Origin of the sequence: Variovorax brevis (assembly GCF_030317105.1) — a bacterium.
Taxonomy (GTDB): domain Bacteria; phylum Pseudomonadota; class Gammaproteobacteria; order Burkholderiales; family Burkholderiaceae_C; genus Variovorax; species Variovorax brevis.
Map to the genome: position 1 here is coordinate 596,642 of NZ_JASZYG010000005.1, position 22,695 is coordinate 619,336.

Here is a 22,695-nt window from a genome sequence, read left to right on the forward strand (position 1 = left end):
GAGCGCCAAGGCGACGACGGTGCCGCTGACGAGGGCCACCGTTACCAGCCGTCCTGCAAGCACTGCACGGCCCATTTGAAGATGGCGCCTGAGCGCGAAGAGTGAACCTCGGGACTGGGCACATCGTTCCATGTGCGACGCCAGGGCAGCGACATCGCTGCTGACGAAATCAGGGGTGCTGCCGCTGCGCGCGGTTCTGCCGAGCGAGAGGGATGATGGAAAAGACATGGCGACGGGTTCCTGTGGAAGCCAAACGCGTGGATGCGACGCTCGCACCCACTTTCAACTTCCCTACCAGCCTACGCGCGCGCGAGCGTGCAAAGAAGGCGTGCGCACCTATGTTCATGTAGGAGGCCACGCACACCGCCGCCCGCTATCCCGTGTTGCGCAATCCCGCAGCGACTCCATTGATCGAGATGTGGATGCCGCGCTGCAAGCGCTCGCCGCCGTCGCCGGCCCGATAGCGCCGCATCAACTCCACCTGCAGGTGGTGCAGGGGATCGATGTACGGAAAGCGATGGCGCACCGAGCGCTGCATGTCCGCGTTGCCCTCCAGGCGTTGCTTTGCACCGGTGATGAGGTTGAGCGCATCCGAGGTGCGGTGCCACTCCGCTTCGATCATGGAGAACACCTTCTTGCGCAGCTTGCGGTCTTCCACCAGCTCGGCATAGCGCGAGGCCAGTGCCAGATCGCTCTTGGCCAGCACCATGTCCATGTTCGAGAGCAGTGTGCTGAAGAAGGGCCACTTCGCGTACATGCGCTGCAGCAGGGCGAGGCGTTCCTTTCGGGATTCGCCTTTGCCGCCCCCGTCGAGGAAGGCCGTGACACCGGATCCAAAGCCGTACCAGCCCGGCAGCGTGAGTCGGCACTGCCCCCAGCTGAAGCTCCACGGAACCGCACGCAGGTCCTCGATGCGATGGCTCGGGTTGCGCGACGCGGGGCGCGATCCGATGTTCAGCTCCGCAATCTCGCGGATGGGCGTCGAGCTGAAGAAGTAGTCGCCGAAGCCGGCCGTGCCGTACACGAGCTCGCGGTAGGCCGCCATGCTTTCGCGCGAAAGTTCGTCCGCTGCGGCGAGGAAGGGCGCGGGCGCGGCCTTGGCCAGCGGCAGCAGGGTGGCTTCCAGGGTGGCGGCCACCAGCGTTTCAAGGTTGCGCCGGCCGATTTCGCGATTGGCGTATTTCGAGCCGATCACTTCGCCCTGTTCGGTGAGGCGGATCTGCCCGCGCACTGTGCCGGGCGGCTGCGCAAGGATGGCCTGGTAGCTGGGGCCGCCCCCGCGACCGACGGTGCCGCCGCGGCCGTGGAACATGCGAAGGCGCACGGCTTCGCCCTCAGGCGCGTCGCGGTTCAATTCGTCGAACAGCGCCACCAGCTCACCGCCGCTGCGATAGAGCTCCCAGTTGCTGGTGAAGATGCCGCCGTCCTTGTTGCTGTCGGAGTAGCCAAGCATCACGTCCTGCTCGGCGCCCGAGCGGCGGATCAGCGCCGCGATGCCGGGCAAGGCGTAGAAGGCCTTCATGATCGGCGCGGCGTTGCGCAGGTCGTCGATGGTCTCGAACAGCGGCACCACGATCAGGTCGCAATGCGCGTCGCCATCGAGCGTGCCCCGCAGCAGCCCGACTTCCTTCTGGAGCAGAAGGGCTTCCAGCAAGTCGCTCACCGTCTCGGTGTGGCTGATGATGTAGTGGCGAATGGCTTCCTTGCCGTAGGTGGCACGCGCTGCGCGCGCTGCGGCAAAGATCGCCAGTTCGCTGCGCGTGAGCGGCGTGTACTCGACGTCGGGCACGCGCAAGGGGCGGGCTTCGTCGAGCAGGCGCAGCAGCAGGGTCTGCTTGGCGTCTTCGGGCAGCGCGGCGTATTGCGGCTCGATGCGTGCGGCGGCCAGCAGGTCGGCAATCACGGCCTCATGCTTGTCCGAGCTTTGGCGCAGGTCGATGGTGGCAAGGTGAAAGCCGAACACTTCGACGGCGCGGACCAGCGGGCCCAAGCGCTGAGACACGAGCACGGTGCCGTGCTTCTCACGCAGCGAGTCTTCGATCGTGCGCAGGTCGGCCAGGAACTCGGAGGCCTGCTTGTAGGGGTTCTGCGGCGCAACGGCGTGGCGGGCCGCTTCGCCGCCCGTGAGATCGTGCAGCGTGGCGGCAAGCCGTGCGTACACGCCGGTCAACGCGCGGCGATAGGGTTCGTCGCGGCGATGTTCGTTCTTGTCGGGCGAGCGTTCGGCCAGGGACTGCATTTCCACCGACACATCCACCAGCGAGGCCGACAGCGACAGTTCGCCGCCCAAGTAATGCACTTCGGTCAGGTAGTAGCGCAGGGCCAGTTCGGCCTGGCGTCTCAACGCGTATTGCAGGGTTTCGGCCGTGACGTTCGGGTTGCCGTCGCGGTCGCCGCCGATCCATTGGCCCATGCGCAGGAAGGGCGCGATGCCGTCGTGGCCCAGTGCGCGCTCCAGATCGGCGTAGACGCGGGGGATCTCGCGCAGGAAGGTGGCCTCGTAGTAGCTCAGGGCGTTCTCGACCTCGTCGGCCACGGTGAGCTTGGAAAAGCGCAGAAGGCGTGTTTGCCAGAGCTGCGTGACGCGGGTGCGCAGCTGCACTTCGTTCTCTTCCAACTGCACTGGTGTGAGGGCATCTTTCTTGGCGGCAGGGCGGCTCGCGTAGGCCTGTTGTCGCAGCAGGATGTCGTCTCGCGTCACAAGCAGCTGGCCGATGCCGCGCTCGGCGTCCAGGATGCTCTTGCGCTGCACTTCCGTCGGGTGCGCCGTGAGCACGGGCGAGACGTAGCTGTGCGCCAGCGTCTCCACCACCTTGTCGATTGACACGCCTGCCTTTCGGATGCGCGCCAGTGCCACGTCCAGGCTGCCCTCGGCGCTTTCGCCGGCGCGATCCGCGTCCGAGCGGCGGCGAATCTGGTGGCGGTCTTCCGCGAGATTGGCGAGATGGCTGAAATAGGTGAAGGCGCGAATCACGCGCACCGTCTCGGCGGCGCTCAATGTCTTGAGCAGGTTCTTCAGTGCCCGGTCGGCGGAGTGGTCTTCATCGCGGCGGAACGAGACCGACAATGTTCGTATCTTCTCGACGAGCTCGAAGGTGGCTTCGCCCTCCTGCTCCCGAATGACGTTGCCGAGGATCCGCCCCAGCAGGCGGATGTCCTCGATCAGGGGTTGATCGTCGTGGTCTGCGTTCTTTCGACGCTTGGGAGAAGCAGGGGTCTTGGTGTTTTTCACTGCGCTGTTGTCCTCTTCCTCGCCGGCGGGTTGCTGCGATGCAGCATGCTAGCATCGGACGCAGTTTTTTACAGCGGCGGAGACACGCTTTGACTCACATCGTGATCGCGACGCGCGAAAGTCGGCTGGCCATGTGGCAAGCCCAACACGTTCAATCCCTTCTTGAAGCGCACGGCCACGCGGTGACGCTGCTGGGCATGACCACGCGAGGCGACCAGATCCTGGACCGCTCGCTGAGCAAGGTCGGCGGCAAGGGCCTCTTCGTCAAGGAGCTGGAGCTTGCCATCGAGGAAGGCCGCGCCGACATCGCGGTGCATTCCCTCAAGGACGTGCCGATGGACCTGCCGGCCGGTTTTGCGCTGGCCTGCGTGATGGAGCGCGAGGATCCGCGCGACGCGCTGGTATCCCCCCGCTATTCGCAACTGGCCGACCTGCCGCAGGGTGCGGTGGTCGGCACGTCGAGCCTGCGCCGCATGGTGCTGCTGCGTGCGATGCGGCCCGACCTGCGCATCGAACCCTTGCGCGGCAACCTGGACACCCGGCTTCGCAAGCTCGACGAAGGACAGTACGACGCCATCGTGCTGGCGGCGGCCGGGCTGAAGCGCCTGGGGCTGGAAAGCCGCATCCGCACGACCTTTGAACCCGATGCCATGTTGCCCGCGGCAGGGCAGGGCGCCTTGGGCATCGAAGTGAGGGCCGACCGCGCCGATTTGATCGAAGTGCTCGCGCCGCTGGTCTCGCAGCCCGACTGGCTGGCCACCGCCGCCGAGCGCGCTGTCAGCCGTGCGATGGGCGGCAGTTGCTCCATGCCGCTGGCCGCCCACGCACGCTGGCAACCCGACGGCACCCTGCGAGTCGATGCCGCATGGGGCGACATGGAAGGCGCCTCGCCTCTGGTGCGCGTGCAGGTGCAGGGTGACGCACGCGATCTGGACCGCGCCGCGACGCTGGGCGAGCAGGCGGCGCAGGCCTTGCGCCAGGCCGGCGCGCAAGCCGCCGGATGACACCGCGCCGCGTGCTGGTGACACGGCCCGCCCGCGAAGCGACGCGCTGGGTCGATGCATTGCGAAGCCGTGGCTTAGACGCCGTGTCATTGCCACTGCTGGAGACGGTGGCGCTCGAGGATCCGGGCGCGATCCGGTCCGTCGCGCAGCGGGGCGGCGACTACGACGCGCTGATGTTCGTCAGCGCGGCCGCCGTCCAGCATTTCTTTGCGGCAGCGCCCCCGGGCTTGATCGCGCGCCCGCGCTTCTGGGCGACCGGTCCCGGCACCGCCAGTGCCTTGCGGGCCGAAGGCGTGCCCGAATCGTCCATCGACGTGCCGGACAGTCGCGCTCCCCAATTCGATTCGGAAGCGCTTTGGGACATCGTGCGACCCCAAGTGGGCACGGCAACCCGCGTGCTGATCGTGCGCGGCGGTGATGAGCTGGGCCGCGCCGAAGGCCGCGAATGGCTGGCGGACCAGATCCAGGCGGCGGGCGCCCAGCATGACACGGTCGTCGCCTACCGACGGCGCCCGGCGGCCTGGACAAGTGCGCAGCGCCAGTTGGCGCAGGCCGCCTGCAGCGATGGCTCGGTCTGGCTTTTCAGCAGTTCGCGAGCCGTCGCCAACTTGTTGCAGATGTTGCCGCAAGCGCATTGGGGGTCTGCGCTGGCCGTGGCGACCCACGCGCGCATTGCACGCGCGGCCACCGACGCGGGCTTTGGCGTGGTGCGTACATCCAACGCTGACGTTGACGCGCTGTCCGCGTCGATAGAATCCCTTGGATGAGTGTCGCCTCCACGTCTGACGAAGTCCTGCAGGATCCGGCCGAGCGCCCCCCGCTCCCTGTGCCGATGGCTGCGGCGCCGGCGGCCCATGCAATGCCTTCAACAGCATCGCGAATGATTCTCGGCGGGTTGGCTGTCGCCGCATTGATCGCGCTCTTCATGGTCATCGCACTCTGGCAGAAGGTCGATGGCATGCAGGAGCAGTTGGCGCGCCAGAGCGCAGACGCGTTGGCGCAAGCCGGCGAGGCGCGCACCCTCGCACGTCAGGCGAGCGAAACGGTGCGCGACGCCGCAGCGCGCGTCGCCGTGAACGAAACGCGTGTTTCCGAACTGGCGCTGCAACGCACCCAACTCGAAGAACTCATCCAGAGCCTGTCGCGTTCGCGCGACGAGAACCTGGTGGTGGACATCGATTCCGCCGTGCGCCTTGGGCTGCAACAGGCGCAGGCCTCCGGCAGCACCGAGCCCTTGCTTTCAGCGCTCAAGGCTGGCGAGCAACGCGTTGCACGGGCTGCGCAGCCGCGGCTGGCTCCCTTGCAGCGCGCGCTTCAACGCGATGCCGACCGCATCCGCTCCACCGCCAGCAACGACAGTGCGGACGCGCTTCAGAAACTCGATGAGCTGATTCGCTCGGTCGATGACTTGCCAGCACTCAATGCTGTGGGTGCACGGGGCGGTTCAACCCTGTGGCCCAGCGACACCCTTCCGGCCGATGCGCCGTGGTGGGAACGGATCGTGGCCGCGGTTCGGCAGGAAGCGCGCTCGCTGGTGCGTGTGGGGCGCATCGACGCTCCTGAAGCGGTGCTGGTGGCGCCCGAGCAGATCTTCTTCCTGCGGGAGAACCTCAAGCTCCGGTTGATGAATGCCCGCCTGGCACTGCTGTCTCGCCAGCCGGACCGGGTGCGCAGCGAGCTGACTGCAGTTTCCGCCGCGCTGAACAAATATTTCGATCCCGCCTCGCGCCGTACACAGGCGGCGGCCACGCTGCTGCAGCAGTTGCAGGCGCAGGTCAAGGAGGCCGAGCCGCCGCGCGCCGACGACACCTTGGCGGCTCTCGCGACCGCCGCGGCGGGGCGATAGGGCCATGCGTGCCGCCCTCTGGCTCCTGGCGCTGTTCGGCATTGCCGCGGCCGTCGCCCTGTTTGCCGGCAACAACCAGGGCACCATCACCGTGTTCTGGCCGCCTTGGCGCGTGGACCTGTCGCTCAACCTGGTGCTGCTCATCCTGTTTGCGGTGTTTGCGATATTGCACGTCGCATTGCGCGCGCTCGCAGCACTTTTCTCGCTGCCGCGCCAAGCACGTCAATGGCGCATGCAGCAAAAGGAGCGCGCCCTGCACGCTTCGCTGCTCGACGCCATCGCGCAACTGCTGGCGGGGCGCTTCTCGCGGGCCCGCAAGGCAGCGCAGGCCGCCTTGGTGCAGGAGCACACCCTTGCGGGACTGGATGCCAGCATTCCGCAAGCCCAGCAGATCCGCGTGATGTCGCATCTGCTGGCGGCCGAAAGTGCGCAATCACTGCAGGACAAGGCGGCGCGCGACGCGCATCTGCAGCTCGCGCTCAATGAAAGTGCCGAGCGCTCCGCCGCCGTCAGCCTGGAAACGCGCGAAGGCGTGCAGTTACGAGCCGCCCGTTGGGCGTTGCAGGATCGCGACGCACCCACCGCGCTGGCGCGGCTGGAAGAGCTCCCTCATGGTGCACAACGCCGCACGCTGGCACTTCGCCTGAAACTCAAGGCCGCGCGCCTGGACGGCCGCACGCTGGAGGCACTGGAAACGGCGCGCCTGCTCGCCAAGCACCGCGCTTTTTCCGAAACGGCCGCGCACAGCATCATCCGGGGCCTGGCGACCGACCTGCTGTCGGACGCGCACGATCCCGCGCAACTCCTGCGGGCGTGGGCGGAACTGGAAACCGCCGAGCGCGAGATGCCCGAGGTGGCCATTCATGCGGCGCAGCGCCAGGTTGCGCTGCGTGGCGACTTGGCGCTGGCCCGATCTTGGCTGCTTCCGGTATGGGAGCGCATGGTCGAAAACTCCCGCAGCCTGGGCGACGGCCTGCGGGTCAAGCTTGCCCGCGTGCTCGAAGCGGGCCTCGACTCTGTCGATGCCGATTGGCTGGCGCGGATCGAAACCGCCCAGCGCAACAATCCCCGCGACCCCAACCTGCAGTACCTCGCCGGCATGGCCTGCATGAAGCGCCAACTCTGGGGCAAGGCACAACAGTTGCTAACCCAAGCTGGACTCGGACTTCAGGATGCTGGCCTTCACCGTCACGCCTGGCACGCACTTGCGCGCCTCGCAGAGGAGCGGGGAGACCTCGAACAGGCGGCAGCAGCCTGGAAACGGGCCGCGGAAACCGAAATTTCCTGATTTCGATTTCTCCACGTCTCGCGCCCCCTCGTCAACTACTTCACGTTGTCTGACAGCCATTTGGAATAGCGCTCTCGAGGACTGGCACGACCCATTTTTGTGCAGTACAGTTCGTAACTGATTGCAAAAGTATTAATCCTTAGGGTTGAGTGTGAGAGCGTATTCCAAACCATTGTTCTTACAAACCGCGTTGCTGATTGGCCTCGGCGTCTTGCAGGGGTGCACTGTTGCACCCGCGCTGATCCCTGGCTTCGATTCGGTGCGGCTTGAGAAATCGACGGCAAAGCCGGTCGTTCCTGCGGGTTCCTCGGTTGCCCTTGCCGACCAGCCGCCGGACGGCGCCATCACGCCCATCACGCCTGAGCTGATCGCTTCCTTGCGTACCGAAGCGCCTGCCAGCGTCGGGCCTGAAGTCGAGGCCTTGCTGGGGGAGCCGCCGATTTACCGCATTGGTATCGGCGACGCGATCGGCATCCACGTCTACGACCACCCTGAACTGGTGTTCAGTTCCACGCCGGCGACCACCGTGGCGGACCCGGCCAGCGTTTCGCCAGCGCCCGGTTTCCTGGTGTCCAGTGGCGGAATATTGACCTTTCCCTATGCCGGCCAGATTCGCGCCGCAGGCATGACGATCCAGGAGCTTTCCGACACGCTGACCCAGCGGCTCTCGCGCGTCTTCAAGAACCCCCAGATCACCGTCCGCGTCGAGGCGTTCCGCAGCAAGCGCGCCTATGTCGAGGGCGAGGTCCGCACGCCAGGCATCCAGGTCTTCACCGACATCCCGATGACCTTGCCCGAGGCCATCAATCGCGCCGGCGGCATCAATCCCGCTGGAGACCGCTCCTATGTCACGCTCACTCGCAAGGGCGTGACAACCTCGATCGACTTGATGCGAATGGCCGAGGCCGGTATCGATCCGGCCCGCATTCCGCTGCAAAACGGTGACCTCGTGTTCGTGCGCAATCGCGACGAGCGCAAGGTCATGGTGATGGGTGAAGTCGTCAATGCGCAGGCCATGCTGATGCGCAACGGCCGCTTGAGCCTGAACGACGCGCTGAGCGAAGCAGGCGGCGTCAACCTCGGCACGTCCAATCCGCGCCAGATTTTCGTGATCCGGAACCAACCGCAAGGCGGCTACACCATCTACCACCTGGACGCCCGCTCCGCGACGGCGCTGGCCATGGCCGATGGGTTCCCCCTGAAGCCGAAGGACGTTGTCTACGTCGATCCGGTGCCGTTGGTGTTGTGGAGCCGTGTGGCCAACCTGGTGCTGCCGTCCAGCACAGCCTACACGTCCGTGCGCAACATCCCACGATAGTAGCCAGCCGATGAATTCCAAATATCAAAACTCGGGGCTCGCGCCAAACACCATACCGGGCGTGGCCGAACCGGCTGCGGAAAGCGAAGTCGACCTGGGGCGCTATCTCGAAGCGTTGATCGTCAACAAGTGGCTGATCCTTGCCATCGTGGTTTTGGTGACGGCACTGGGCGCCATCTATGCGATGCTCCAGCGGCCGGTCTATGAAGCCAATCTTGTCGTGCAGGTGGAGGATTCCGAGGGCGCAAGCAAAAACGTACTTGGAGAGGCCAGCACGATCCTGGACGTCAAGACGCCGGCCGCCGCGGAAATTGAAATCATCCGCTCGCGCACGGTGATCGGCGAGGCGGTGGACGCCACGCACCTGAACATCACGGCGATTCCGCGTTACGCGCCCTACGTGGGCGGCTGGCTGGCGCGGCGGGCGACCGGGATTTCGGACCCTGGCTTCCTTGGCATGGCGGGCTACGTGACGGGAACCGAACGCATCGTGATTTCGCGTTTCGCCCTCCCGTCTCGCCTCGAAGGCCAGCAGTTCATCGTCACTGCGCAAGGCGACGGCCGTTACACCCTCAACCATCCGGGTTGGCAGGAGCCGCTGCAGGGGTCGGTCGGGACGCTGCTCAAGGCGGATACGCCGGACGGCCCGGTCGAGCTGTTCATCACTACCCTGGCGGGCAAGCGCGGCGCCGACTTCTATCTTTCGCGTGTGTCGCGTCAAGCGACGATCGAGAACGTGCAGTCGCGCCTGGGCATCACCGAGCGTGGCAAGCAGTCCGGCATCATCAACGTCTCCATGCAGGACTCCAACGCGAGCTTGCTGGCGGGCGTGCTCAACGCCATCGGCGCCCAATATGTGCGGCAGAACATCGAGCGACGCGCAGCCGAGGCACAGAAGACGCTCGGCTTCCTCGATGTGCAATTGCCACTGTTCAAGAAGCAGCTGGAGCAGTCCGAAGAGGTCTACAACCGCTATCGGAACCAGCAGGGAACGGTCGCGTTCGGTGAGGAAGCCAACCTCATTCTTGCGATGTCCGTGGACCGCCAGACCAAGCTGCTGGAAGCGCAACAAAAGCGCACGGAACTGGAACAGCGCTTCACCTCGAATCACCCGGCAGTGCAAACGCTGGATGCGCAGATCTCGGCCCTCAAGGGCAACATGGCCGATATCCAGACGCGCATCAAGGCGCTGCCGGCCGTGCAGCAAGAAGCAGTGCGCATGGAGCGCGACGTCAAGGTCAACACAGAGCTGTATCAATCGCTCCTCAACAACGCCATGCAGCTTCGCCTGGTCAAGGAGGGCAAGGTCGGCAACGTGCGGATCCTCGACGAGGCTGAAGTCGCACTGGCGCCCATCAAGCCGCAGCGCAAGACCATTGTCGGTGCGGCCTTTGCGCTGGGTCTTTTCCTCGGTATCGTCGCCGCGCTGGTGCGCAACATGCTCGTTGAGCAACGCATCCAGGATCCGCACGAAGTGGAATCGCATACCGGACTTGCGGTTTTCTCGACGATCCCGATCAGCGAACATCAGGCGGCCATTGCAGGCCGGCGCCTCACGGGCGTCACGGGTGTGCGACTGCTCGCGATCGAGTATCCCGACGATCCAACCGTCGAAAGCTTGCGCAGCCTTCGCACGGCCATGCAATTCGCCATGCTGGAATCGCCCAGCAACCGGATCATCATCACTGGCGCGACGCCTGGCGTGGGCAAGAGCTTTGTGTCGGCAAACTTCTCTGCCCTCATGGCAGCGGCGGGAAAGAAGACGCTGCTCGTCGATGCGGACATGCGGCGCGGGCACCTGCACCAGTACTTGGGCCTGCAGCGTCATGGTGGTCTGTCCGAACTGATCGCGGGCAGCCTGACGGTTCAGCAGACGGTCCATCGCCAGGTCGTGCCGAACCTGGACTTCCTGGCGACGGGGCAACTTCCGCCAAACCCGGCGGAACTGCTGACGTCCGAGTCCTTCTCGGCCACGTTGAAGAAGCTCTCGGAGCTATACGATCTGGTGGTCATCGACACGCCGCCTGTGCTGGTGGCTTCGGACACCTCGTCCATCGCAACGCACGCAGGAACGGTGCTGCTCATTGCGCGGGCCAATCTGTCGACCATGGGCGAACTCAAGGAAAGCACGCGTCGCCTGTCACTGGCAGGCAAGGCGGCAGCCGGTGTGTTGCTCAATGGCATGGATTCGAAGCGCCGCGCATACGGCAACTACAAGTACGGCCGCTACCGCTACACGAGCTACAACTACGAAAGCATCCTGCCGGAAGAGCAATAGTTGCGAGTGCCCTGTAAGGGGCACATCGCCGGCGACACAAGCCGCCCAAGGACGCCCGATGAAATTCATCGGGCGTTTCACTTTGAGGATTGCCGTGCTTTTTCCCCGAAGTGGTAAAGCTGATCAGGATGGTTCGGAAGCAACAAAAAAAGCGCGGCAACTGTTGCCGCGCTTTTTCCTTTTGAGTTGCTCAGGTCAGGCTTGCTGGGCAGCGAGAACGCAAGTCTTCAGCGCCGATTCAAACTGTCGAAGCACGCCGTCGCGCGTCATGTGCTCTTCGGCCCAAGCCCTGGCCTGACGCCCGAGCCGTGCGCGCAGTTCAGGCTGCGAAGCCAAGGTCTCGATCGCGGTGGCAAAAGCCTGCCCATCGTCGGGCGTCACCACCTGACCGCAAAGCGCCACGACCTGGCCCAGTTCGGTTTCCGGTCGAGCGCCTGCCACCACCGGCCGACCGCTGCTGAGCATGCCCGTGAGCTTGGAGGGCATCACCAGGTCGGCCGCATCGGCGCGTTGGGGCAAAAGGTGGATGTCGGCCAGCCCGAGCAAGTCCGACAAGCGTTCGATCGGCTGCAGGTCCAGGAAGCGTACATTCGGCAAGCCCGCGCAGGCTTGCACGAGTGCGTCGCGGCCAACGCCGGCGCCGCAGAAGACGAACTGGATTGAGGGCTTGTCTTTCAGGCGCCTGGCGATGTCAGCCAACACTTCCAAGCCTTGCTTGGCGCCCATGTTTCCGGAATAAAGTGCGACCACCGTGTCGGCCGGGATGCCCAACTCCGTTCGATACGGGCTGGCGCAGGTCAACGGCTTGATGGCCGAAACGTCCACCCAGTTGGGCAAGTGCACAAGGCGTTCATTGACGATGCCCTTGCTCCGTGCGCGATCGAGCATGCGATGGGAAATGGTCGAGACGCGATCGAACTGGCGCATGAGCGCGCACTCCACGGCCGTGACCCAGCGGCGCAACCGATCGCCCTTGAGCAGACCCAGATCAAAGGCGGCATCGACTTCATAGTCCTGGATGTGAAGCCAGGCTCGCGCGCCGCGCAGGCGTGCAAAGGCCAACGCAGCCGGCGCACAGGCAAAGGCGGGTTCGACGACCCATACGACGTCGGGTCGCCAGCGCCATTGCGCTATCAGGGCCGGGAAGCTCGAGATCGCAAAACTGACGAGATGGATGATGCGCCGCAGGCCGTTGGCCTTGGCGGGAACCCACAACGGCGAGCGAATGACGTGGACGCCACGCCACTGCTCGCGTGCATATCGCGAAGCGCTATAGCCTTCCCGCACCGCCCATTCCGGGTAGTAGGGTGGCGCAGTGACGACGCGGACATCGTGTCCCTGTGCGGCAAGCCACTCGGCCATTTCGCCCGTGTACTTGCCGATGCCCGTCATTTCTGGCGCAAAGTTGATGCCGTAGAGCAGCAGCTTCATGGGGCGTCCGGCAGGGACGCTGGCAAAGGAGTGGGCGGCAGGCACCGCCGTTTGAGCGTCAGACATGTGCACTTTGCTTGTCCATGTGCGACACGCCTTTGGGTGAGTTTTTTTGCACCACGTGCACCAGCGTCCGCGCCACGTTGTCCATCCTGAAATTCCGGTCGAAGCAGCGCAGTGCGGCCTCACGCATGATTGCCCACTGCGGGGCAGGTGTTGCGAGCCAACGCTCGAGCAGCGCAACCGTGCCGTTGATCGAGTCGGTTTCCACATAGCCCGCGTGGCCTGCTTCGATCTCGCGCCAGATGTTCACCTTGTCGCTGATCAGCACCGGGCACTTGCAGGCCAGCGCTTCGGCAACGGCGATCCCGAAGTTTTCCTGGTGCGATGGAAGGCAGAACGCTTCGCTTGCGCGAAAGGCGCCCCACTTGAGTTGGCCTGCGAGCATGCCCGTCCACGTCACCCTGTCGGCCACGCCGAGTTGCTGCGCCCTTGCCTGCAGTGCGCGGGTCCAGTTCGCCTGGTCGGGGCCTGCCATGACCAAGTGAACATCGGGTGTGTTGCGACACGCCTTCGCAAATGCCTCGATGAGCAGGTCGCAGCCCTTTTTGGGGTGAATGCGGCCCAGGAAGAGAAGAAGGCGTTTTCCCTGCAACTCGGGATAGGCGTCGAGAAAGACGCGCCTTGAATCTTGCGCATCATCGGTGGGTGCCGAGGTGCCAAAAGAGACGATCGCCTCGTTGCAGCGATAGAGCCAGAATGACTTGCGCGCCAGCAGGCGCTCTTCTTCGCAGGTGAAGAGCACCGCGTTTGCGTCGCGCAGCACCCGGTATTCGGCCCATGGCCAATAGAGCCACTTCTTCAGGTGCTTGAGCGGATACCGGCGCTTGAACCAAGGATCCAGCATGCCGTGCGGAAAGACAAAGTAAGGCGTGGGCGAATCATTGCGTGCGCGCCAGGCGGCCAAGCCGTGGTACTGCCACAGGCCATTGACGATGACCGCATCGAAATTTTCAGCATTGCTTTGCAGCCAGGGCAAGAGCGCGGGGCTGTAGCCAAAGCGACCCTTGGCGGGCCCCAGTGCATGCAACGTGGTTGGAAAGTCTTGAACCCACGGCGCGTCGTCCGCATCGAGTGAGACGAATTCGCCGGTGTGGCCCAGTTCCACCAAAGACCGGTGCAGGTGGCGCGCGCCTTCGATCGGGCCGCCGCCGGTGGGGTCTACCGAGGCGATGAGGTGCAGGAATCTCATGGACGCAGTCAAGTGAATAGCTTGAAGTTCGGGTACTTGAAGGCAAGCAACCCGAAGGCCAGGTACACACCGAACAATGCGTTGGCGGTCAACTGGCCAATGGCGGGCCAGCCCGCCGTTGCCACTGCCAGCCCGACCCAGACCAGAAGGGGAAACACGGCGTGACTGCGCGTCGCACGCTTCATCGCAGCCAGGAGGCCGGCGATCACCGCCGAAAATTTCACCGCGAGAAAGAGCCACCCCAACAGTCCGCCTTCGACCAGCGTGCGCCCGGACTCGGACTCCGCCAGCACATAGATGGCGCGATCGCCCGTTTGAACGTATTGCGCAAGGTTGGACCCGATGCCAATGCCCTGACCGATCCATGTGATGTGCTTGAAGGCTCCGGTTTCACCAAATAGCGCGGACACCACCCGCGAGGCCAGGTCTTCCGACTCAGCGGCTGTCTCGAAGCGCTGCTGCGTCGCTTCGATGGCACCCTGAAACACGAAGCCCAGGCCGCCCACGACAATGAGCACGAGCACGGCCATCAGCAAGGCGGAACCCTTGCGGCGTACGGGCGCAAAGAGCAGGTTTGCTAGCAGGTACACCATCAGCATGGCGCCTGTGAAGATGAACGCGGCGCGTGCCCCGCTGACCAGTGCACAGACAACGAGGCTTGCGAAGATTGCCAATGCCAGGATCCGCTGGCGCGTGTTGCGCTTCCTGGCTTCGAAGACGCCGAGCGCGAAGGGTGTGCACAGGGCAAGGAAAGTGGTAAGGCCGGCCGTGAAGCTGAAGGTACCCGTGGTTCGCACAATCCCGGCGACGACCACGAACACATCGTCCGGGTCGGTATCGAGCGATGCGTTGACGAAGGCGCCAGGCGGCGAGAAATGCTGAAGCACAGAGAGTGGCGCCATCAGCACCAGCAGCGTGAGCAGCACGCGCAGCGCGACGACGTAGTCGCGCTCCGTCAGGGTGGCTGCCACGGCCAGGGCAAACCAGATGTAGAGCAGCCAGAAGCGAAGGCCAATCAGATAGATCGAAAAGTTGCTTTCACCCAGCGTCAGTTGCAGCAAGCCCCAGCCGATGACGCAAGCAGACCACACCGACACCAGCGCGAGGAGTTGTGGTTGGCGATGCATGTCTCCCCGGACGAATGCGCGGACGATGGCGAAAACGACCAACAAGTCACGCAGCAAGACGAGGGGCAGCGTGGCCGATCCAGACACCCATTTGCGAAAGGCGCCTTCCAACACCACGATCAGGAGGACGGCAATGAACAGCCGACCTGCCGTCGACAATCGAGCGGCTCGGATGGTGGTGGGCGCTGTGCGCGCAAGGGTGGCGTTCTGCATCAAAAAAACGGGTGGTGGAGCGGCTAGGACGCTCCAGCAAGCAGGGTCTTGACCGCATCGACATGCGCTTCAACGCGGTGTGGCGTGTACCAGGCATGTGCCGACGCGCCGATTTCAGCCGCCCCATTGGCGTTGTTGGTCACCGCGGAAAAGCCGGCAGCGTAGTGTCGATTCGGTTCAAGGCCATCATGAACGTTATAGCGCTTGGCGAACAGTACCGTGCAGGTTCCGTGCGCGCAGTAAGCGGCAAAAACCCCGCTTTTGGAGACGACTTGCGGCGGATAACAAAGGATGCCGTACTTCGCATCGCTCAGATGCGCGCTGACCTGGCTTGCCGGCAATGCGCCGTGGGCCTGGATGCGGCCATCCGCGCGCAGCTTGGCGTAGTCGGCGCCTTGAATGGGGGGGCCAATATCGTGCACCGTCAGACCCTGGTTGCGAACCCATCTCCAAAAATTCTCATCGAGCTCGCGATAGGCGTTGCTGCGGATGGCAGGGCCGCCAAAGACAACGATCTTCTGCGAGCGTTGGTTTCGAGTGAAACAAGGCTCTCCGACGTTTGAATAAACCGGCAGTACCCGGTTGGGCGTGCCCGGCGAACGTGGGCGCAACCACTGCGCTGCCATGTCGGCGTTCGTCAGCCAGAAGTCCGAGAGCCCTGCAAGATCTGCCGCAATGCGGCGCTGCGTGGGGCCCAGCCAAAAGGCTGAGCGCCAGGGCGGCTCGGAGGCAAACAACTCGTGAAAGAAGATGCCGACCTTCGAGCCGCGCGCGCGAAGCTGGCCAAGCCGCTCGACCAGCCAGCTCGGGATGCCGCGGGGGTGGAAGCCGTAGCCGCTGAAGTTGAGGAGGATGGCGCCGTTGCCATATTCCGCCAGCGGTGTCTGCGCAGTCGGCGCGATGATGCGCGTGGGAATGTGGCGGCCCATGATCTCGGCATAGTCGCGTACGCCTCCCGTGCCGGGCGGAATCACCGTGACCAGCTCGCTATTCATGGACGACAGTTTCTGGATGCGCTTGCCGGACCGCCCTGCGAGCACGGCTTCTGCAGCCGCACTCACGCTGCTGCGAGCGTTTCGGATTCCACGGCGTGCTGGAGCAGGAAATCCGCATACGCGCGCTGAATGCCCTCGCGCAGGGAGATTTGCGCTTTCCAACCGAGGCGATGAAGCAGCGCGACATCCAGCAGCTTGCGCGGCGTCCCGTCCGGCTTGGAGGTGTCGTACTTGAGGCCGCCGCGATAGCCGACGGCCTGCGCAACCACCGTGGCCAGTTCGGCAATTGACAAGTCTTCGCCGGTGCCGACGTTGATGTGGCTTTCCATGGGCTGCGTGTTCGAGGCGTAGTCCATCGGCGGGAGCGCCATGACGTGCACGCATGCGGCTGCCATGTCATCCACATAGAGGAATTCGCGCTTGGCCTGGCCAGTGCCCCAGATGGTGACAAAGGGTGCGTCGGCGATCTTTGCTTCATGGAAGCGACGAATCATCGCGGGCAGGACGTGGCTGTTTTCCGGATGGTAGTTGTCGCCCGGCCCATAGAGGTTGGTCGGCATGACGCTGCGGTAATCGGTGCCGTACTGGCGGTTGTAGCTCTCGCAAAGCTTGATGCCTGCAATCTTGGCGATGGCGTAGGGCTCGTTGGTGGGTTCCAGCTTGCCCATGAGCAATGCAGATTCGGCCATGGGTTGCGGCGCCATTCGCGGGTAGATGCAACTCGAACCGAGGAAGAGCAATTTGTTGACACCGCTTCTCCAGGCCTCGTGCACCACGTTGTTCTGCACCATGAGGTTCGAGTAGATGAACTCGGCCGGGTAGGTGTTGTTCGCATGGATGCCACCGACGCGCGCGGCGGCCATGTAGACCTCGTCGGGTTTCTCCCTTGCAAAGAAGGCGCGCACTTGCGCTTGATCGGTAAGGTCCAGTTCGGCGTGCGTGCGCGTGATGATCGATTTGACGCCAGAGCGTTCGAGGCAGCGCACGATGGCGCTCCCGACCATTCCCCTATGTCCCGCGACGTAGATGCGTTTCTGCGATGAAGTCATGGTCTTGCGGAGGCAATTGTTGGTAGTGAATGCACAGTTGAACTCGTCAACCCATCAGGCCGTTTTGCGGACCTCTGGACTGGCCAGCAGTTCGGCGTCCTCAAAGCGGACGATGTCGTCGTCGCCGAGATAGCCACCTGTTTGCACCTCGATGATTTCCAGAACGGTCTTGCCCGGGTTCCCGAGCTGATAGGTCGTTCCCGAGGGGATGTAGATGGACTCGTTCTCCCTCACCAGCGTCAAGGTGCCGTCCCGCAGGACCTGGGCCGTGCCCTGGACCACGACCCAGTGCTCCGCTCGATGGTGGTGCATGCGAAGCGCGAGCCTGGCGCCGGGCTTGACGGTGAGCCGCTTGACCGCAAAGCGCGCGCCGTCGTCGATGCTGTCGTAGGCACCCCACGGACGTGGAATGCGCCGATGCTGTGTTGCCTGCGTCCTGCCGCGGGTGGTGAGGAGGCTTACGGCGTCCTTGACCTGTTCTGCGCAATCGGAGTGGGCAACAAGCAGGGCATCGGGTGTGTCAACGATGAGCAGGTCCACGGTGCCGAGCGCCACGACAGGCCGCGTGGGCGCGTGGATGAAGGTCTTGCGTGTGCCGATGGCAAAACCTTGGCCACTGATGCGGTTTTCGTTTTCGTCGGCCTTGTGCAAATTGGCGACGGCGTTCCAGCTGCCGACGTCACTCCACGCGCCCCCAAAGGGAAGTACCGCGACGCAGGAGGACTTTTCCAGCACCGCGTAGTCGATGCTTTGGCTGCGGCATGACTCGAATGCGGCCCGGTCCATGCGCACAAAGGCGCCGTCAATCGACGGGTGCGCCGTGGCGCGGCGGCACGCTTCAAGAATGTCGGGCGCATGCTTTTCGAACTCTGCGATCAGCACCTTGGCTTGCACCAGGAAGATCCCTGCGTTCCAGAGATGATCTCCAGCCAGAATCATCTGGGTGGCGCGCTCGATCGGGGGCTTTTCAATGAACGCATCGACCTTCCGTGCACCGTCCTGGTCGCCGCCGCCCAGGTGCTTGCCCTCGCGGATGTAGCCATAGCCCGTGCTCGGAAAAGTGGGCACCACGCCGAAGGTCACGATGAATCCGTCCAACGCCGCCGAAACGCCGCTCATCACGGTCGCAGCGAACCTTTCGGCATCGGGGATGTAGTGATCCGCAGGCGCAAAGAGCAACAGTTGATCAGGTTCGGCGAGCAGGGCGCTGGCGGCCATGGCCGCAGCGGTGTTGCGCGCGCTGGGCTCGAGCAACTGGGATCCGCCGACGCCGGCACTGTCAATGGCCTCCTGGACCAGGAAGCGATGTTCCTCGGCGGCAATGCACATGACGTCCGGATGCAGCAGGCGCAGGCGCTCCAGCGTGAGCTGCAGCAGGCTGCTTTCGCCGAAGAGCGGCGCGAACTGCTTGGGCAGCGTCTTGCGCGACAGGGGCCACAAGCGAGTTCCGCTGCCACCGCACAGGACGACGGGCAGGACGCCGGTCATCGCGAGCCATCCCCGGTAAGAACGACGAGGACGGTTTTGACAAGGATCTTGCAGTCCAGCCAGATAGACCAGTGCGTCACGTAGTACGCATCAAGTTCCACCCGTTTGGCGTAGGGCAGGCGATTGCGGCCGCTGACTTGCCACAGACCAGTGAGACCTGGCCGCACGGCGCAGTATTGCTCCCAATCCCGGCCGTAGAGGCTGCGCTGACGCTCCATGCAGGGGCGGGGACCGACGAGGCTCATGTCGCCCTTGAGGACGTTCCAGAATTGCGGCAATTCGTCGAGGCTGAGCTTGCGGATCCATTGACCGACCGGCGTGATGCGCGGGTCTACCGTGAGCTTCTGGAAGGTGTCCCACTCGGTACGCGCCATGTCGTTGCGGCTCAGCAGTTCGGTGAGCACTGCGTCGGAGTCGTGGACCATGGAGCGGAACTTGTAGAAGCGAAAGCGTTGGCCCTGGGCTCCCATGCGGATCTGTCCGAAATGGACAGGGCTGCCCATGCTCACCCGGACGCAGAGCGCGACAAGCAAGTAAAACGGGCCCAGCACAAGGAAAAACAGGAGTGCACCTGCGATGTCCATTCCGCGCTTGACGGCGCGTTCCATCGTGCCGAACTTTCGTGGCTGGATGGCCGGGATGAACGGCGAAGCGCTGCCGCCGCCGGGGGACAGTTGGCGATCAAGGTGGCCTCGTGCGCTTGAATCGGGTCGGAACATGCAAATTCCTCGGGTTCTGTACTGCGTCTGCAATGTTGGTGATGCGCTGTGACTCTGTAACGCTTTACTACTATTCGAAAGAATTTGAACACATTCGCGTTACTTTGTCGCGCCTTCAAAAGACGTACGCCATACGGCGAATAGGGATGCTCTCTCCACGTAGGCCTCCGCCAAAACGGGTTGCTGCACTGCAGCGAACCTTATCTCCGGTGTAAGCATTTAGTTTTTATCACGAGTAACAAGACAGGGCATGAATGCGTTGTTCAAGGACGCCAACTAATCCGCATTAAGTAACCCCGCGCAACAGGATGCAGCAGAGGAAGTGGATGTGTCCGGGCAAAAAGAAAGGGCGACGAGGTGAGTACCTCGTCGCCCTTTTGGCGGGGGACGGCGCTCAGGCCGTCGTTTCAGGGATCAGTTCGCGTGGTTGCTGAACTCGCTTGTGCGCTCGAACGGCAACACCACTTGGCCGAGATCGCGGCGCGTTTCCACGAGGATGAGCGGTGCGTCGTCCAGCACGATGCGGGGCGGACGCTCGCGCGGCACGTGCTGTGGCTTGGGCTCCGCCGCGATGGCGGCCTGAACCTCGGCCACCCGCTCCATGTCGGAGTTGACCCAATGCAGGCCCGAGCCTTCGGCGATCTGTGCCAGTTCGCCGAGCGGCAGCTCAAAGGGGGTGACCTTCGGCAAGGCGCGCGCGTGGACGGCGGGCACCTCAATAGGCGCTGGCTTGACAAGCGCGATCGGCTGTACAGCGGGCGCTTCGGGGGCGGCGAAGACCCGCTCGGATGCCAGCACGGACTCTTCCTGGGCATCAGGCATCACCGGCGAACTGGCGGCGACGGATTCGGGAGCAGCTTCCGCCGCTTCGCGCGGTGCCCGCTCGCGGCGGTCGCGGCCGTAACGGTCGCGAGACCGGGCGCGGCGCTCTTCGCCTTCGGGGCGCTGTGCTTCCACTGCGGCCTCGCCTATGACTTCGTTCTCGCCATTGCGTGATGCTGACGCCTCGACGCGTTGTGCGTCTTCCGCTTGCGCCGGGTCCCGGCGCTCTGCGCGTTCACCGCGCTCAGCACGTTCGGTGCGCTCGCCGCGTTCTCCGCGTTCGCTCCGATCGCCTCGGTCAGCGCGATCGCCGCGTTCACGGCGCTCGCCACGTGCACGCGGTGGGCGCTCGTTGGTCGCAGCCAGATCCTCGCCGCCTTCCTTGCCCAAAGGGTTGGTTGCTTGCGCGTCGAGCGTTTCCGGGAGGTCAGCAACCGGCAGGTTGCGCTGCTCGCCACGACCACCGCGGCGTTCGCCGTCGCGGCCCTCGCCACGCTGCTGTCCGTCACGCGGAGCGCGCTGCTCCCTCGGCTCGCGGGGCTCACGTTGCTCGCGCGCCTGCTGCGGATCGCGTGCCTCGCGTTGCGGTGCTTCTGCGCGCGCTTCAGCCCGGTTTTCGCGGCGCTCACCCGAACGGGCGCCGTCGCGACCACCGCGGCGTTCGCCGTCGCGGCCATTGCGCGCTTCTGCGCCGCGTCCGCCTCGACCTTCGCCATCGCGACCACCTCGGCGCTGTTCGCCGTCGCGACCGCGGGATTCACCGTCGCGGCCGGAGCGTCCGTCGCGTCGTGCTGACTTGGGTGCCTCCGCAGCGGTCGCCGCCACAACGGGAGCCGCCGGCGCTGGTGCCGGTGCAGGCGTGCCGCCGAACAATCCCTTGAGCCAGCGGAAGAAGCCGCCTTCTGCCGGCGTCGGAGCCGGTGCGACAGGCTGAACTGCAGCGGGTGCGCGCTGAGGCGCGGGTGCCCGGACGGGCTCCGGCTTCGGCACAGCGACCGGCGCCGGTGCGTCGGGCAGAACACCCTTGATGACGGGTGTCTGCTTGTTGGTCGGCTCTTGCGAGCGGCGCGTGACCGAGGTCGGATCCTCGATTTCGTCGGCCATCTTGTAGCTGGCTTCGATGTGGTCCAGGCGCGGATCGTCGTGCTTCAGGCGCTCCAGCCGGTAGTTCGGCGTTTCCAGCGTCTTGTTCGGGATCATCAGCACGGTGACGCGCTGCTTCAACTCGATCTTGGCAATTTCCGGACGCTTTTCGTTCAGCAGGAAGGAAGCGACTTCCACCGGCACTTGAACGTGCACGGCGGCCGTGTTGTCCTTCATCGACTCTTCCTGAATGATGCGCAGGATCTGCAGCGCGCTCGATTCGGTGTCGCGGATGTGGCCCGAGCCGCCGCAACGGGGGCAGGGGATCGAAGCGCCTTCGCTCAGCGCCGGCTTCAGGCGCTGGCGGCTCATTTCCATGAGGCCGAACTTGCTGATCGAGCCGAACTGCACGCGGGCGCGGTCCTGGCGCAGCGCGTCGCGCAGGCGGCTTTCGACTTCGCGGCGGTTCTTCGATTCGTCCATGTCGATGAAGTCGATGACGATCAGGCCACCCAGGTCGCGCAGGCGCATCTGGCGGGCCACTTCGTCGGCGGCTTCGAGGTTGGTGCGGGTGGCGGTTTCTTCGATGTCGCCGCCCTTGATGGCGCGGGCCGAGTTCACGTCGACCGAAACGAGTGCTTCAGTGTGGTCGATGACGATGGCGCCGCCGCTGGGCAGTTGCACCGTGCGGGCGTAGGCCGATTCGATCTGGTGCTCGATCTGGAAGCGGCTGAACAGGGCCGCGTCGTCACGATAACGCTTTACGCGGGCGGCATGCTCGGGCATGACGTGCGCCATGAACTGCTGCGCCTGGTCGTAGATGTCGTCCGTGTCGATCAGGATGTCGCCGATGTCGTGATTGAAGTAGTCACGGATGGCGCGAATGACCAGCGACGATTCCTGGTAGATCAGGAAGGCGCCCTTGCCGCCCTTGGCGGCGCCATCGATGGCGGTCCAGAGCTTGAGCAGGTAGTTCAGGTCCCATTGCAGTTCGGGCGCGGTGCGGCCGATGCCTGCGGTGCGGGCGATGATGCTCATGCCCTTGGGGTACTCGAGCTGGTCCATCGCCTCCTTGAGCTCGGCCCGGTCGTCGCCCTCGATGCGGCGCGAAACGCCACCGCCGCGGGGGTTGTTGGGCATCAGCACGACATAGCGGCCGGCCAGCGAGATGAAGGTGGTGAGGGCCGCGCCCTTGTTGCCGCGCTCTTCCTTTTCGACCTGGACCACCAGTTCCTGGCCTTCGCGGATCGCCTCGTTGATGCGGGCCGAATTGGCCGAAACACCTTCGGCAAAGTATTGTTTGGAGATTTCCTTGAACGGCAGGAAGCCGTGGCGGTCTTCGCCGTAGTCGACGAAGCAGGCTTCCAGCGAAGGCTCGACGCGCGTGACGACGGCCTTGTAGATATTGCCCTTGCGCTGTTCGCGCCCTTCTATTTCGATCTCGTAGTCGAGGAGCTTTTGTCCGTCGACGATGGCCAGGCGGCGTTCTTCGGCCTGCGTGGCATTGATCAGCATCCGCTTCATGATGCGTTGTCCTTGTATCTCTATCG

At 64.4% G+C, this 22,695-nt stretch carries 15 protein-coding genes; 6 read left to right on the top strand and 9 right to left on the bottom strand.

Annotated features, from left to right (window positions below; all coding sequences use genetic code 11):
• Nucleotides 1-373: 373 nt before the first annotated feature.
• Nucleotides 374-3,232, bottom strand: coding sequence for a phosphoenolpyruvate carboxylase (ppc, locus tag QTI66_RS19145; protein ID WP_286561413.1), 2,859 nt, complete (start codon nt 3,230-3,232; stop codon nt 374-376).
• A gap of 38 nt (nt 3,233-3,270) precedes the next feature.
• Here ppc and hemC point away from each other — a divergent pair, with 38 nt between their 5' ends.
• The 6 genes from hemC (at nt 3,271) to QTI66_RS19175 (ending at nt 10,966) form a co-directional block, all read left to right on the top strand.
• Complete coding sequence (gene hemC, locus QTI66_RS19150; protein ID WP_286561414.1) at nt 3,271-4,236, top strand: hydroxymethylbilane synthase; 966 nt, start codon at nt 3,271-3,273, stop codon at nt 4,234-4,236.
• Nucleotides 4,233-5,003: a uroporphyrinogen-III synthase gene (locus QTI66_RS19155; protein ID WP_286561415.1), complete on the top strand. Its 771-nt coding sequence runs from the start codon at nt 4,233-4,235 to the stop codon at nt 5,001-5,003. Before hemC ends, QTI66_RS19155 begins: the two co-directional genes overlap by 4 nt.
• The gene (locus QTI66_RS19160; protein WP_286561416.1) at nt 5,000-6,082 is read left to right on the top strand and encodes a uroporphyrinogen-III C-methyltransferase; all 1,083 of its coding nucleotides are present in this window, start codon (nt 5,000-5,002) and stop codon (nt 6,080-6,082) included. The genes QTI66_RS19155 and QTI66_RS19160 overlap by 4 nt, the downstream gene beginning before the upstream one ends.
• 4 nt (nt 6,083-6,086) lie before the next feature.
• The gene (locus tag QTI66_RS19165) at nt 6,087-7,370 is read left to right on the top strand and encodes a heme biosynthesis HemY N-terminal domain-containing protein (RefSeq protein WP_286561417.1); all 1,284 of its coding nucleotides are present in this window, start codon (nt 6,087-6,089) and stop codon (nt 7,368-7,370) included.
• Between the two features lie 259 nt (nt 7,371-7,629).
• The gene (locus tag QTI66_RS19170; RefSeq protein WP_286561418.1) at nt 7,630-8,688 is read left to right on the top strand and encodes a polysaccharide biosynthesis/export family protein; all 1,059 of its coding nucleotides are present in this window, start codon (nt 7,630-7,632) and stop codon (nt 8,686-8,688) included.
• Nucleotides 8,624-10,966 (top strand): polysaccharide biosynthesis tyrosine autokinase, encoded by a 2,343-nt coding sequence (locus QTI66_RS19175; RefSeq protein WP_286561419.1) that lies wholly within the window; start codon nt 8,624-8,626, stop codon nt 10,964-10,966. The genes QTI66_RS19170 and QTI66_RS19175 overlap by 65 nt, the downstream gene beginning before the upstream one ends.
• A gap of 195 nt (nt 10,967-11,161) precedes the next feature.
• Here the strand turns inward: QTI66_RS19175 and QTI66_RS19180 are convergent, their stop codons facing one another.
• From QTI66_RS19180 to QTI66_RS19215, 8 genes are all read right to left on the bottom strand, one after another.
• The gene (locus QTI66_RS19180) at nt 11,162-12,463 is read right to left on the bottom strand and encodes a glycosyltransferase WbuB (RefSeq protein ID WP_444815016.1); all 1,302 of its coding nucleotides are present in this window, start codon (nt 12,461-12,463) and stop codon (nt 11,162-11,164) included.
• The gene (locus QTI66_RS19185) at nt 12,456-13,649 is read right to left on the bottom strand and encodes a glycosyltransferase (protein WP_286561420.1); all 1,194 of its coding nucleotides are present in this window, start codon (nt 13,647-13,649) and stop codon (nt 12,456-12,458) included. Before QTI66_RS19185 ends, QTI66_RS19180 begins: the two co-directional genes overlap by 8 nt.
• An 8-nt stretch (nt 13,650-13,657) precedes the next feature.
• Nucleotides 13,658-14,776 carry an O-antigen ligase family protein gene (locus QTI66_RS19190; protein WP_286561421.1) on the bottom strand — a complete coding sequence of 373 codons (1,119 nt, stop codon included), beginning with the start codon at nt 14,774-14,776 and terminating at the stop codon, nt 13,658-13,660.
• Nucleotides 14,777-15,012: 236 nt separating this feature from the next.
• Nucleotides 15,013-15,984, bottom strand: coding sequence for a hypothetical protein (locus tag QTI66_RS19195; RefSeq protein ID WP_286561422.1), 972 nt, complete (start codon nt 15,982-15,984; stop codon nt 15,013-15,015).
• A 62-nt stretch (nt 15,985-16,046) separates the two neighbouring features.
• On the bottom strand, nt 16,047-17,033 hold the full coding sequence (fcl, locus tag QTI66_RS19200; protein WP_286561423.1) for a GDP-L-fucose synthase: 987 nt from the start codon (nt 17,031-17,033) through the stop codon (nt 16,047-16,049).
• Nucleotides 17,034-17,087: 54 nt separating this feature from the next.
• Nucleotides 17,088-18,521, bottom strand: a complete 1,434-nt coding sequence (locus QTI66_RS19205; protein ID WP_286561424.1) for a mannose-1-phosphate guanylyltransferase/mannose-6-phosphate isomerase — start codon at nt 18,519-18,521, stop codon at nt 17,088-17,090.
• Entirely contained in the window at nt 18,518-19,129 is a 612-nt protein-coding gene (locus QTI66_RS19210; RefSeq protein ID WP_286561425.1) for a sugar transferase, read from the bottom strand. Before QTI66_RS19210 ends, QTI66_RS19205 begins: the two co-directional genes overlap by 4 nt.
• Nucleotides 19,130-19,654: 525 nt before the next feature.
• Nucleotides 19,655-22,669, bottom strand: a complete 3,015-nt coding sequence (locus QTI66_RS19215) for an Rne/Rng family ribonuclease (RefSeq protein ID WP_286561426.1) — start codon at nt 22,667-22,669, stop codon at nt 19,655-19,657.
• Nucleotides 22,670-22,695: the final 26 nt, after the last annotated feature.

What these genes read in the sequence shown, in the direction of transcription:
- hemC (WP_286561414.1), top strand. Translation starts at nt 3,271, where the DNA reads ATGCAGCATGCTAGCATCGGACGCAGTTTTTTACAGCGGCGGAGACAC.
- QTI66_RS19155 (WP_286561415.1), top strand. Translation starts at nt 4,233, where the DNA reads ATGACACCGCGCCGCGTGCTGGTGACACGGCCCGCCCGCGAAGCGACG.
- QTI66_RS19160 (WP_286561416.1), top strand. Translation starts at nt 5,000, where the DNA reads ATGAGTGTCGCCTCCACGTCTGACGAAGTCCTGCAGGATCCGGCCGAG.
- QTI66_RS19165 (WP_286561417.1), top strand. Translation starts at nt 6,087, where the DNA reads ATGCGTGCCGCCCTCTGGCTCCTGGCGCTGTTCGGCATTGCCGCGGCC.
- QTI66_RS19180 (WP_444815016.1), bottom strand. Translation starts at nt 12,463, where the DNA reads ATGTCTGACGCTCAAACGGCGGTGCCTGCCGCCCACTCCTTTGCCAGC.
- QTI66_RS19185 (WP_286561420.1), bottom strand. Translation starts at nt 13,649, where the DNA reads ATGAGATTCCTGCACCTCATCGCCTCGGTAGACCCCACCGGCGGCGGC.
- QTI66_RS19190 (WP_286561421.1), bottom strand. Translation starts at nt 14,776, where the DNA reads ATGCATCGCCAACCACAACTCCTCGCGCTGGTGTCGGTGTGGTCTGCT.
- QTI66_RS19195 (WP_286561422.1), bottom strand. Translation starts at nt 15,984, where the DNA reads ATGAATAGCGAGCTGGTCACGGTGATTCCGCCCGGCACGGGAGGCGTA.
- fcl (WP_286561423.1), bottom strand. Translation starts at nt 17,033, where the DNA reads ATGACTTCATCGCAGAAACGCATCTACGTCGCGGGACATAGGGGAATG.
- QTI66_RS19205 (WP_286561424.1), bottom strand. Translation starts at nt 18,521, where the DNA reads ATGACCGGCGTCCTGCCCGTCGTCCTGTGCGGTGGCAGCGGAACTCGC.
- QTI66_RS19210 (WP_286561425.1), bottom strand. Translation starts at nt 19,129, where the DNA reads ATGGAACGCGCCGTCAAGCGCGGAATGGACATCGCAGGTGCACTCCTG.
- QTI66_RS19215 (WP_286561426.1), bottom strand. Translation starts at nt 22,669, where the DNA reads ATGAAGCGGATGCTGATCAATGCCACGCAGGCCGAAGAACGCCGCCTG.